This is a genomic window from Mycolicibacterium parafortuitum (assembly GCF_010725485.1).
Classification (GTDB): Bacteria; Actinomycetota; Actinomycetes; order Mycobacteriales; family Mycobacteriaceae; genus Mycobacterium.
This window is the reverse complement of sequence record NZ_AP022598.1, coordinates 4,079,873-4,091,942: the sequence shown is the minus strand read 5'-3', so window position 1 is coordinate 4,091,942 and position 12,070 is coordinate 4,079,873. Positions and strand designations below refer to the sequence as shown.

At 69.0% G+C, this 12,070-nt stretch carries 12 protein-coding genes and 1 pseudogene; 5 read left to right on the top strand and 8 right to left on the bottom strand.

Going from position 1 to position 12,070, the window contains the following annotated elements:
* Positions 1-214 precede the first annotated feature (214 nt).
* Positions 215-1,582, top strand: a complete 1,368-nt coding sequence (locus NTM_RS19610; RefSeq protein WP_163767197.1) for an NAD(P)/FAD-dependent oxidoreductase — start codon at positions 215-217, stop codon at positions 1,580-1,582.
* Between the two features lie 3 nt (positions 1,583-1,585).
* On the opposite strand, the gene NTM_RS19605 is transcribed toward NTM_RS19610, so the two are convergent.
* Positions 1,586-2,356: a class I SAM-dependent methyltransferase gene (locus NTM_RS19605; protein ID WP_104865625.1), complete on the bottom strand. Its 771-nt coding sequence runs from the start codon at positions 2,354-2,356 to the stop codon at positions 1,586-1,588.
* Positions 2,353-3,360 carry a methylenetetrahydrofolate reductase C-terminal domain-containing protein gene (locus NTM_RS19600; RefSeq protein ID WP_163769560.1) on the bottom strand — a complete coding sequence of 336 codons (1,008 nt, stop codon included), beginning with the start codon at positions 3,358-3,360 and terminating at the stop codon, positions 2,353-2,355. Before NTM_RS19600 ends, NTM_RS19605 begins: the two co-directional genes overlap by 4 nt.
* Before the next feature lie 199 nt (positions 3,361-3,559).
* On the opposite strand from NTM_RS19600, the gene NTM_RS19595 reads away from it, so the two are divergent.
* From NTM_RS19595 to NTM_RS19585, 4 genes and pseudogenes are all read left to right on the top strand, one after another.
* Positions 3,560-4,180, top strand: coding sequence for a superoxide dismutase (locus NTM_RS19595; protein WP_163767195.1), 621 nt, complete (start codon positions 3,560-3,562; stop codon positions 4,178-4,180).
* A 30-nt stretch (positions 4,181-4,210) separates the two neighbouring features.
* Positions 4,211-4,849: pseudogene (locus NTM_RS19590) on the top strand (cysteine hydrolase family protein); the annotation flags it as partial.
* Positions 4,850-4,873: 24 nt separating this feature from the next.
* Positions 4,874-5,260 carry an NUDIX hydrolase gene (locus NTM_RS28670; RefSeq protein WP_197746383.1) on the top strand — a complete coding sequence of 129 codons (387 nt, stop codon included), beginning with the start codon at positions 4,874-4,876 and terminating at the stop codon, positions 5,258-5,260.
* A 70-nt stretch (positions 5,261-5,330) separates the two neighbouring features.
* Positions 5,331-6,866, top strand: coding sequence for an APC family permease (locus NTM_RS19585; RefSeq protein WP_104865627.1), 1,536 nt, complete (start codon positions 5,331-5,333; stop codon positions 6,864-6,866).
* Between the two features lie 39 nt (positions 6,867-6,905).
* Here NTM_RS19585 and NTM_RS19580 read toward each other — a convergent pair whose 3' ends face one another.
* The 6 genes from NTM_RS19580 to NTM_RS19555 form a co-directional block, all read right to left on the bottom strand.
* Entirely contained in the window at positions 6,906-7,790 is an 885-nt protein-coding gene (locus tag NTM_RS19580) for a universal stress protein (RefSeq protein WP_163767193.1), read from the bottom strand.
* Positions 7,791-7,803: 13 nt separating this feature from the next.
* A complete protein-coding gene (locus NTM_RS19575) occupies positions 7,804-8,628 on the bottom strand; it encodes a DMT family transporter (protein ID WP_163769559.1) in 825 nt (274 codons plus the stop codon).
* A gap of 73 nt (positions 8,629-8,701) precedes the next feature.
* Complete coding sequence (locus NTM_RS19570; protein ID WP_163767191.1) at positions 8,702-9,601, bottom strand: SDR family oxidoreductase; 900 nt, start codon at positions 9,599-9,601, stop codon at positions 8,702-8,704.
* Positions 9,602-9,700: 99 nt separating this feature from the next.
* The gene (locus NTM_RS19565) at positions 9,701-10,303 is read right to left on the bottom strand and encodes an energy-coupling factor transporter transmembrane component T family protein (protein ID WP_104865630.1); all 603 of its coding nucleotides are present in this window, start codon (positions 10,301-10,303) and stop codon (positions 9,701-9,703) included.
* Positions 10,300-10,995, bottom strand: a complete 696-nt coding sequence (locus NTM_RS19560; RefSeq protein WP_104865631.1) for an energy-coupling factor ABC transporter ATP-binding protein — start codon at positions 10,993-10,995, stop codon at positions 10,300-10,302. The genes NTM_RS19565 and NTM_RS19560 overlap by 4 nt, the downstream gene beginning before the upstream one ends.
* Positions 10,988-11,605 carry a biotin transporter BioY gene (locus NTM_RS19555; protein WP_232079956.1) on the bottom strand — a complete coding sequence of 206 codons (618 nt, stop codon included), beginning with the start codon at positions 11,603-11,605 and terminating at the stop codon, positions 10,988-10,990. The genes NTM_RS19560 and NTM_RS19555 overlap by 8 nt, the downstream gene beginning before the upstream one ends.
* Positions 11,606-12,070: the final 465 nt, after the last annotated feature.

Sequence of the window (12,070 nt, the reverse complement as noted above, 5' to 3'; positions counted from 1 at the left end):
TCTGGCGGGGCAGGCCGGAACCGCAGGGGTGTGCACCAACAACGAAATGATGGCATTCCGTGCCGGGACGTGCAATCGGCCGAATCCCCATCTCCCAGGAAAAAGCCCGAATCCCCTGTCCCTGTGCATATTTCGAGTTCCAGAGTCCGGCCGAAGCGGGATTCTGAGCGCTGCCGCGATCGGAGGGTGGGCCGCGGGAACTATCCTGGCCGGGATGACTGAGAAACGCCCGAGAGTAGTGATCATCGGCGGAGGGTTCGGCGGCCTGTTCTGCGCTCGCCGCCTCGGCCGGGTCGGAGTCGACGTGACGCTGCTCGACAGGGCGGCCTGCCATGTGTTCCAGCCGCTGCTGTACCAGTGCGCCACGGGAACGCTGAGTATCGGCCAGATCAGCCGGTCGTTGCGCGAGGAGCTCCAAGACCACCACAATGTGAAGCCGTTGCTCGGTGAGGCGATCCGTCTCGATGCCGACGCGCGCCGTGTCACGGCCCGCCGCCCCGACGACTCCACCTTCGATGTCGACTACGACTACCTCGTCCTCGCCGCGGGCATGCGCCAGTCCTACTTCGGCAAGGAGGAGTTCGCCGCCTGGGCGCCCGGGATGAAGACCCTGGACGACGCGCTGAGCATCAGGCGCCGCGTCTTCGCCGCGTTCGAGATCGCCGAGACCCTGCCCCCGGGGCCAGAACGTGACCAGTGGCTGACCTTCGCGGTGGCCGGCGGCGGGCCGACCGGAGTCGAGATCGCCGGGCAGATCCGGGAATTGGCGACACGGGCGTTGGCCAACGAGTTCCACAGCATCGAGCCCGAAGACGCCAGGGTGCTGCTCTTCGACGGCGGTGACCGGGTGCTGAAGAGCTTCGCACCGGCGCTGTCCGAGGGCGCCGCTCGGGTACTCACCGACCTCGGTGTCGAGTTGCATTTCGGTGTGCACGTCAGCGATGTGCGCCGCGACGGAATCACCGTGCGGCCGAAAGGTGCTGGCGCCGAAGTCGATTACGCGACACGGACGGTGCTGTGGACCGCAGGCGTGGAAGCGGTGCCGTTCGCGAACCACACCGCTGAGGTGCTGGGCGCCTCGACCGACCGCTCCGGACGCATCGCGGTCGAGACCGACCTGTCGGTGCCGGGGCATCCGGAGGTGTTCGTGATCGGAGACCTGGCCGGACGCGACGGGCTGCCCGGGGTCGCCGAGAACGCCATGCAGGGCGGCCTGCACGCCGCGGCATGCATCCGGCGGGACCTGGAAGGCAAACGCCGCAAGAACTACCGCTACCGGGATCTGGGCTCGGCCGCCTACATCAGCCGCGGGCACGCATTGCTGCAGGCGGGCCCGATCAGGTTGACCGGTATGCCCGGCTGGCTCGGCTGGGGCTTCGTCCACATCGCGTTCCTCACCGGCGTGCGCAACCGGTTCAGCACGGTCGGAACCTGGTTGGCGACGATCGCGCGATCCAACCGCAGCGACCGCACGTTCATCCTGGGTGGGTCCGGCCACCCCGAGGAGCCCTACACCTGGGAGTCCCCCGTGCATCAGGGCAACAACTCGCGGAAAAATTCCGGCCGAGAGCCCGGCACCTAGTTGTCAGGACACCTGGTCAGCGTGCCGCAGACTGAGCACCTCGCCGGAGACCAGTCCGTCATCGAGCAGCCGGCCCATCTGCCCGGAATTCTCCTCGGAAACCTTCCACGCGTCGTCGTCTCGGTGCCTGCTCTCCAGCGCAGCGTCGATCGCCGCGACTCGGTCCTGCCAGCCCTGGGGAATCGGCGGCAGATCGGCGGTGCGCAGCCGGTCCTCGACGCGCAGTCCGGCCTCATCGAGCAGGCGCTGTAGGGACCGCTCGGTCGGGAAGTTGTTGCCCTCGGGTTGCTGATCCTCGGTCAGCTCGGCCTGTGCGACGAACACCAGCAGCCCGATGCGCCCCGGTGCCCGCACCACCCGGCGCAATTCGGTGAGCACCTCGCGCTGCGCGGCAGTCGTGCACAGCACCCCGAGACACCACGCCGCATCGAATGCGTTGTCGGAGAACGGAAGTGCATCGGCGACGGCCTGAAAGACGGGATACGGGAACAGTGAGCGGGCCGCCCTGCACGCGCCGGCCTGGGGTTCGACGAGCACCGGCGACACCGGACTCCTCGACTCCGCGTAGGCGGCCGGTCCCCCGACACCGGCCCCGCAGTCGAGCAGCGAGTCGCCGGGGCCGAGTTCGAGACGCTCGACCAGCCAGTCCAGCGCAGCTGGGTTGCCACTGCCCCGGCAGCCGGCCGGGATGTAGTAATCGCGGCCGAGGTGGCGTGCCGCCTGCGCGGTCCATTCGGCCACCGTGTCGAATTCGGCGTCCATCGCCTCGGTCATCGTCCCCACCCTTCCGCGCGGATCCGCGCACCGACCTCGGCCTTGATCTGCGCGCCGGCGCGAGTCCCCGCCGCCGACGCCAACCCGGAGACGTTGACCCCGTCGACACCGTCGATGGCCAGTAACGCGCGGGCCTCTGCGACCGCGGCCTCGATGCCGGCCTCGACCGGGTCCGGGGCGGCCAGCACGCGCTCGACCACGTCCGGATCGAGCGCCAGCCCGGGCAGGCCCTGCAGCACGGCGGCCGAGACCTCGTCGGTGAACACCGCGACGGCCGCGAGCACCGGGATGGTCAGTCCGGCTGCCCGGGCGTCCGACATGAAGCGTGCGATCAGCTCCGGAGTGCAGACGTGGTTGAGTACGGCGACGCGCGCGCCGGCCCGCTGTTTCTGGACCAGACGCAGCGGGCGCCCCGCCACGGGTGGGGCCGTCGGGGTCTCCGGCACGGCCGCGGTCATCCCCAGCGAGGTGGCCAGTTCGACCAGCCGCGGCCCGTCGAGGTCGAAGGTCTGGGTGATGTCGGGGTGCACGTCGTAGCCGCGTCCGTCGCCGGTGACGCACAGCACCGTACGCACCCCGAGCAGCGACAGTCCCCGCAGCTCCTGTTCGAGCACCACCCGATTACGGTCGCGGCACGACAGCGTGATCCAGGGGGTGACACCCGCGTCCAACAGCAGGCGGCCCATCAGTGTCGGAGGGAAGTCGGGACGGTTCTGGTGCTCACCGACCAGGACCGCATCGCACGACGCCGACAACGCCGTCGCGGTCGCCGCCACGTCCACCGGATCGTATGGCGCGCAGCTGAAGTCGGTCAGGATCAGCGGCGCCGCCGGCGACTGCGGTGCCGGCACCAGAGGTGTCGAGCCCGACGGCCAGAGCACGACCTCGGGGAACGCGCACGGGCCGGGCCGCATCTCGCAGCGGCCGTCGGGATGGACGCCACCGCACGGGCCGAACGTCATCCGCTTGGGGCAGTCCTGCACGACTGCGTCGTCACCGGTCATATCGCGTGCCGGGATTCCCGCCCACACCGCAAAGTAGTCCTCCGCGGTACGGCTGTTTCCGGCGGCCGTGTTTCGCACCGACCTGTCGTGGTACTGCCACAGCCTCGGCACCCGCGCACACTCATACACACCTGAATATGTGTTGTGCTGGACAGGTATGGTGGGCGCAGATGGCCGAGTGAATACAGAGAGGAACCTGATGGCTGAGTACACGTTGCCGGATCTGGACTACGACTACGGCGCGCTCGAACCGCATATTTCGGGACAGATCAACGAGATTCACCACAGCAAGCACCACGCCACCTACGTCAAGGGCGTCAACGACGCGATCGCCAAACTCGAAGAGGCACGCGCCGGTGACGATCACGGCGCGATCTTCCTGCACGAGAAGAACCTCGCGTTCCACCTCGGCGGGCACGTCAACCACACGATCTGGTGGAAGAACCTGTCCCCCCACGGCGGCGACAAGCCGACGGGAGACCTCGCCGCGGCCATCGACGACCAGTTCGGATCGTTCGACAAATTCCGCGCGCAGTTCACCGCCGCGGCCAACGGCCTGCAGGGCTCCGGCTGGGCGGTGCTGGGCTACGACACCCTCGGTGACCGGCTGCTGACCTTCCAGCTCTACGACCAGCAGGCCAACGTGCCGCTCGGGATCATCCCGCTGTTGCAGGTGGACATGTGGGAGCACGCCTACTACCTGCAGTACAAGAACGTCAAAGCCGACTACGTGAAGGCGTTCTGGAACGTCGTCAACTGGGAGGACGTCCAAAACCGTTTCGCCGCCGCGACATCGAAGGCCCAGGGCCTCATCTTCTGACCCGCGCCGGGCTGGTGCCAGAATCGTCGGGTGGATTCTGACCGATACCTGACGCCGCAGTGGCCGCACTCGGCGTTGCTGCTCATCGACGTCCAGCACGACTTCGTCGCGGGATCGTCGGTGGTGAGTGGAACCGCCGAACGGCTGCCGGCGATGGCCCGCCTCGCGGCGGCGTTTCGCGCCGCGGGGCGACCGGTCATCCACGTCGTGCGGCTGTACGAGCCGGGCGGGTCCGACGTCGACGCCGTACGCCGCGCCGCGGTCGAAGCCGGTGCGCACATCGCCGCTCCGGGGACCGCCGGCGCGCAGATCGCGCAACCCCTGCTGCCGCAGCCGGTCGAGCTCGACTGCACGGCGCTGCTCGCCGGGGAGATCCAAACCGTCGGTCCCGGCGAGTACGTCGTCTACAAGCCGCGGTGGTCGGCGTTTTTCCGGACCGCGCTGGACACCCAGTTACGCACAATGGGCGTGAACACCGTCGTCGTCGCGGGGTGCAATCTGCCGAACTGCCCGCGGGCCACGTTGTTCGACGCGTCGGAGCTCGACTACCGGACCGTGCTGGCCACCGACGCGACGTCGCAGACCACCCCGGAGCGGCTCGCCGACCTCACCCTGATCGGGGTCACGCTCGCCGACACCGCGACCATCGCGCAAGCCCTTGCCGCACAACAGGACACGCCCCCGCAGATCAGGGTGGTCGCCGCAGTGGTGGTCGACGCCGCCGGCCGGACGCTCGTGGTCCGAAAGCGCGGGACGGCGGCGTTCATGCAGCCGGGCGGCAAACTCGACCCGGGCGAGTCCGCTCCGGAGGCGCTGCGCCGCGAGCTCGCCGAGGAACTCGGAGTGCACGTGGCGCCACCGGATATCAGCCCGCTCGGGACCTACACCGCCGCGGCGGCCAACGAACCCGGGCACCGGGTGTCCGCGGAACTGTTCGCCGTGACGTTGCGCGCGGAACCGTCCGCGCGGGCCGAGATCGACGAGATCGCGTGGATCGATCCGGACCGGCCCGGGGACCTCGAGCTCGCGCCGCTGACACGTGAGGTCGTGCTCGGGCTGCTGCGCCGAACCTGTGAATGAAAGCGCTCCCCCGCGGGTGCGTGCGTGCTTAGCTTGAGCACCATTCATTGTTCACCCTGGTGAGGTCATCATGCGGATCGAGGCCCACGACCCCCTGCACCGCCCCGAAGCGGACATCCAGGACAAGGGACTGTCACACAACGCCGTCGGCCTGCTGGGCGGAACGGTTCTCGGGGTGTCCTCGGTGGCCCCCGCCTACGCGCTGACGGCCACCATCGGCATCCTCGTCGCCGAGGCGGGCATGAAGATGCCGGTGGTGATCATCGCCGGCTTCCTGCCGATGTTCTTCGCTGCCTACGCGTATCGCGAGTTCAACAAGGTCGCCCCCGACTGCGGGACGTCATTCACCTGGACCACCAAGGCGTTCGGGCCGTACATCGGATGGCTCGGCGGGTGGGCGGCGGTGCTCGCGACGGTCATCGTGTTGTCCAATTTGGCCGGTGTCGCGGTGCAGTTCTTCTACCAGTTCATCGGCGACCTGTTCAGCAGCGAATCCGTCGGCGCGCTGTGGGAGAACAAGGCGATCAACGTGGTGACCTGTGTGGCGTTCCTGGCGATCGCCACCGCGGTGTCCTACCGGGGCATCACCACCACCGAACGGGTCCAGTACGTGCTGGTCGGCTTCCAGATGGTGGTGCTGCTGGTGTTCGCGGGGATGGCGTTCGCGAAATCCGGCTCGTCGGAGACCGGCTTGTCGTTCAGCTGGGACTGGTTCAGCCCGGCCGGTCTGACGATGTCGATGTTCATCGCGGGCCTGTCCGGGTCGATCTTCGCGTTCTGGGGCTGGGACACCGCGCTGACGGTCAACGAGGAGTCCAAGGACTCCGACAAGACGCCGGGCCGTGCAGCGCTGTTGTGCGTGGTGTCGATCCTGCTCACCTACCTGCTGGTCGCCGTCGCGACCCAGATGTATGCCGGCGTCGGCACCGACGGCCTGGGTCTCGGTAACGAGGAGAACTCCGAGAACGTCTTCGGGGCGCTCGCGGAACCGGTGATGGGCGGCCCGCTGCACCTGTTCCTGTTCCTCGCCGTGGTGGCGTCCAGCGCCGCGAGCCTGATCACCACGTTTCTGCCGACCTCTCGGACCATGCTGGCGATGGGCGCCTACAAGGCCTTCCCGGCACGGTTCGCCAAGATCCACCCCCGGTTCATGACGCCGTCCTACGCGCTGGTCGTCGCGGGGGTCGGCTCGGCGTTGTTCTACTCGGTGCTGACGCTGACCAGTGAGAACGTGCTCACCGACACGATCTACTCGCTGGGCATCATGATCTGCTTCTATTACGGCCTGACCGCGTTCGCCTGCATCTGGTACTTCCGACGCGAATTGTTCTCCAGCGCACGCGGATTCGTGTTCAAGCTGCTGTTCCCACTACTCGGCGGCCTCGGTCTGCTCGGCGTCTTCGCGGTGACCCTGCGCGACAGCGCGTCCCCGGACTACGGCAGCGGCGCGAGCATCGGCGGCGTGGGTCTGGTGCTGATCCTCGGCCTCGGGCTGATCCTGCTCGGCATCGTGTTCATGATGGTCATGCGCGCCCGGCAACCGGAGTTCTTCCGCGGTGAGACGCTACGCAAGGACACCCCGGTCCTCATCGTGGACGAGCCATAGCGGACGAGCCCTAGTGGACGAGCCGTAACGGCTCGGCGGTCACCACCCGGAGTGCGTGGCACCGACCTCCGCCTTGGGCACCACCACCATCGGGACGTCGAGCACCCGCAGCATCTTCGCGGCCGTCGAACCCAGGAAGGTCCGCCGCGGGGCGCCGAGTCGGCTCGAACCGACCATGATCAGGTCGCCGTCGTGCCAGGCCAGACTCTGGACGGCTTGCTCGACGGTGCCGCCTTCGACCACCGTCGCGGTCACCGGGAATCCCGCGGGCAGCGACTTCTTGGCGGCGTCCAGCGTGCGGAAGGCGTGATCCACCGCGGGGTGCTGCCCGGGGCCGGCGCTCGCGCTCGCCGAGTCCCGGTCGAGCGCCACCAGCGACACCAGCCGCAGCGGGGTCTGCGCGGCCCTGGCGAACCGGAACGCGGTGTCCAGCAACAGGTCGGCGCCGGGACGTTCGCCGAGAGCGCACGTCACCTCGCGGACCCGCTCGACCGTCGAGTCGCGGGCCCCGCGCGGAGCCACCACCACCGGCAGCGGAGACGAGTTAAGAAGCTCGTTGACCACCGCGCCGAGGGTGTAGTTCGCCGCCAGACCGCCGCCAGAACCGCCGACCACGATCGCGGACGCGTCGAGTTGGCCGGCCGCGTCGATCAACCCGGCGGCGAACGAGTCATGGAAATGGGCGTGAGTGCGGGCCATCACGTCCCCGGGCACGGCGGCCAGCGCGTCCGACAGCCACTCCTGTGCCTGCTCGCTGAGGAGCTTGTCGTATCCGCCGGTCGCGACGACGCTGCCGAGATGCCCGTGCCGCGCCAACACCAGACAGATGTCGATCTCGGCGTCGAGCGTCCGGGCCAGCCGCACGGCGAGCGCCAGCGCGTCCGCGCCGCCGGGTGTGGCCAGATAACCGACCAACAATCTCATGGGCAACCGCCGATCACGGGCCACGCCGGGGAGGCCCTGCGGCGCTGATTGTGTCACGTTTGGCGCGCATGGCGAAGAGCCCGCCGCCGATGACCAAGGCCATGCCCAGGTACGCCGCGAGTGTGGGTCTGTGATTCCACACGATCCAGTCGATGACAGCGGTGAACACGATGACGGTGTAGATGAACGGGCCGAGCTTCTCCGCCGACGCATGCCGGTAGGCGGCGACGATCAACGCTTGGGAAATCAGTTGGGCCAAGCCCAGACCCACGAGCCACGGCCACCCCGCCGGGGCCACCGGCTCCCAGTCGGCCACCGCGATCGGCACCGACATCGCGGTGGACAACAGGAAGTAATAAAACAGGATTCGCCGCGGGGGTTCGGTGGCGCCGAGCCAGCGCACCGACATCATGGCGATGGCCAGCAGGGCGGCGGCGGCGAGCGCGGACGCCTCACCCGCGGAGAAGCTGCGCCCCTGGGGTTGGAGCACCAGCATGATTCCGGCGAAGCCGACGCCGGCACCGATCCAGGTCGGCACCGGGACGTGTTGGCGCGTCACCGCCCATGCGATCAGCGGCATCCAGAGTGGAGCGCTGTAGGTCAGCAATGTGGCATTGGCCAGCGGTATCTGCGTGATCGCGAAGAACAGCGCATACCAGCATCCCGTCCCGGTAGCCGCGCGCAGCGCGTGCAAGCCGAACTTCGCGGTCCGCACCGACGCCCACCCGTCACGCGCGGCGACCGGCACGATGAACATCAGGCAGATCGCGTTCTGGAACAGCAGCAGCACACCGGTGGAGGTGTACTGGCCCGAGATCTTGGCCAGCGTGCCGACCATGGCCACGCAGAAGAACGCCGCAGTGGTGAGAAACGCTCCGAGAACCAGGTTTTCGTCGCGGTAGCCGCCGCGCTCAGCATTCAGCGCGTGCGCGTCCGGTCTGCGGTGTGGAGCGCTTCATCACGCTGTTGAGCAGCCGCGGCGAGATGAGGTCGAGCGCACGCAGCGGGATCATCTTGCGCGGCATGATCCGCACCGGGCGGGTCCGCGCGGCGGTCACGATCCAGTCCGCCGCCTCGTCGGCGCTCAACGCGGCGAGACCGTCGTAGGCGCGGGTCGGCGCGATCATCGGAGTCGCCACCAACGGGTAGTAGATCGTCGTCGATTGCACACCGGAGTCGGCGAGTTCGTTGTCGATCACTCTGCTCACCGCACTGAGCGCGGCCTTGGACGCGTTGTAGACGCCGAACAGCGGTGAGGACTCCGGCATCACGCGCCAGCTGGAGATGTTGATGATGTGCCCGTCGCCGCGCTCCACCATGCCGGGCGCGATCCCGCGGATCAGCCGCAGCGGCGCGTAATAGTTCAGCGCGATGGTGCGCTCGACATCGTGCCAGCGGTCCAGGGATTCGAGCAGGGGACGGCGGATCGATCGGCCGGCGTTGTTGACGAGGACATCCACCCGGCCGGCGCTGTGCACGAGTGCGTCGACGGCCTCCAAATCGGAGAGGTCGGTAGGTACCGCGACGGCCTGACCACCACGGGCGGTGATCCGGTCGGCGACGCCGGTCAGCAGGTCTTCGCGGCGGGCCGCCAGGATCACCACGGCGCCCCGGTCCGCGAGCCGGCAGGCGGCGGCCTCACCGATCCCTGACGAGGCGCCCGTGATGAGAATCCGCTTGCCGTGCAGATCGATACGGGAAGGGCGGCGCGGGCGGGGCAACGGCCGCATCCCGGCCAGGCGCAGGGCTCGGCGCAGTGTGTCGGGCGGTACCCGCTGGGCCGGCCTTCCGGCTCCCGCTGTCTCGATCATCGACGCCTTCCGTGGTCCGCAGCCGGCTCCAGGTGGGCGCCTCGCCACATTGTGCGTGACCGGCGACCGCTGCACGCGGCGAACGCGGTGATCGAGGGGTCAATCGATCCCGCGGGCGATCAGCGCCTCACTGAAGTCGTCGGCCGCGCGCAGCGCCGCCACCACCACGGGGACGAACACGATGCGCGGCGACATCCGCAGCCCGCGTGCCCGGCGGGCCTCCTCGACCTGACGAATGATGTCCACCAGCAGCGGGATCGAGCGGATCGTCAGCGCCAGCGCGATCGCCACCTGCCGGACCGGGAAGCCGAACCGCGCCAGCGGGGCCATCGCCCGCGTCGCCGCGTCCAGCATGTCGGTGGTCCGCGTCGTCGTCGTCACGATCGCGGCCAGGCACACGGCCAGCAGCAGCACCCCACACACCACCAGGGCCCGGCGCCAGCCCGTGAGCAGCACCTGGAGCACGAAGATCGCCGCGACCACCCACAGCACCGGCCGCAGTTGGGCTGCCAGCGCGCCCACCGGCAGCCGGGCACAGACGATCACCGCGGCCACCCCGGCGGCGGCCATGGCCAACCGCACCGGAGAGTCGACCGCCACCGTCATCGCGACGATGACCACGCCGAGGCCGACCAACTTCACCCCGGCGGGCATCCGGTGCAGCCAGGACCGTCCGGGCCGGTAGTCCCCCAGCACCGTCACGACATCAACTCCCGATAGACCGCCAGCGCCGCGGCGGGCTCGTCGTCGGCCACCACCCGGCCGTCGTCGAGCACGACGACCCGGTCGGCGTCGCCCGCCAGCTCCAGGTCGTGGGTGACCAGCACGAGTTGGGTGTCCAGCGTGGCGAACGCGCCGCGCAGCATCCGCGCATTGCGCAGGTCGAGCAGCGTGGTCGGTTCGTCGGCGATCACCACCGACGGTTCGGTGACCAGGACCGTGGCCAGCGCGAGCAGTTGCTTCTGGCCGCCGGAGAGCAGATGTGCGGGCTGGTCCGCATGCCCGGCGAGGCCGAACCGGTCGAGCACCGCGGCCACCCGTTCGGCGCGCGCGCTGCGGTCCAGCCGGTGCCGCGACAGCGACAGTTCCACGTCCTCGGCGACGGTGGGCATCAGGATCTGGCGGTCCGGATCGGTGAACACGAACCCGACCGTGCGGCGCACCTGCCGGGTGGACCGCTTGGTGTCCAGGCCGTGCACCCGCACCGAACCCCGGTCGGGCATCACCAGGCCGTTGAACATGCGCGCCAGTGTCGACTTGCCGCTGCCGTTGGCGCCGACGATCGCGATCCGGCGCTCGGTCAGTGTCAGCGACACGTCGCGCAGCACCCGGCGGTCGCCGAATGCGTGGGACACCCCGTCGACGACGAGGGCGCCGGGCGGGTCGTCAGGCATCGGATCGGCGGGCCCGCCACGGCGTGATCAGGCCCGGCCGGGCACGGTGCACCTGGGCGGCGACGTAGGCGCACACCACGGCTTTGGCGATGTCGCCGGGAATGTAGATCCCGTTGGTGGACAACGCCGCCCACCAGGTCAGGTCGGTGCGCAGCATCAGCCCGACCGTGCCACACAGGTAGATGACACCCATGCCGCCCACGACGTTGATCAGGATGCCCCACGCCACCCGGTAGCGCGGCATCATCAGCGCGGTCAGGACCCCGATCACCACGACGGCGGGTAACCAGCCGACGAAGAAGCCCGCGGTCGGCGACGACAACGACACCAGTCCGGTCCGGCCGCCGGCCAGGATCGGTAACCCGGCGACGGCCAGGGCCGCGAACAGCGCCACGGCCAGCAGTCCTTTGCGCGGGCCGAGGATCGATCCGGCGAGCATCACACCCAGGGTCTGCAGGGTGATCGGCACCCCGGTGGGCCCGAGGGTCAGGGTGCCCGGCAGGCCCAGGGCGGCGAGCAGACCGGCGAACACCGCGGCCTGCGTCAGGTCCCGCCACTCCAGGCGACCGAAGCGGGCCGTGCCGGCGGGTCCGGAGGTCTCAGGGTTCACCCGGGAATTATCGTCGATGCCCGGTTGGGAGAACACGCCGGATGACCGCGTCCGCAGCACCAGGATGACGGCCAGGCGCATCGACGGGGGTATGTGCAGCTGGCAGGGCCTTGGCGGTGATGACGAGGACGAGGCGCGACGACCATTCACGCTGGCGTTTCACGGCGTAACGCAGCGGTAGCACACAGGAGCTAGCTTCGCCCATAGGGCTTGTGCTCGAAGGCTTGAATTCCCCAGACAGGAGCGACGCACCACATGGTTGTACGTGGTATCTCATTCGCGATGGTGGCGTGGGGCGTCACCTTCACGGTCGAAGAGTGCCTACGAGCCATCGCGTCCCATCGGGTTCCGCTCGCCCTCCTCTCCTTGTCGAAAGAGCGCGAAGACCGCTAATCGCGTCACCCGTCTGCCTCCACTAGGCAGACACTCCGCGCGAACACCCATCGCTTCGGGTGGCCCGCAGCT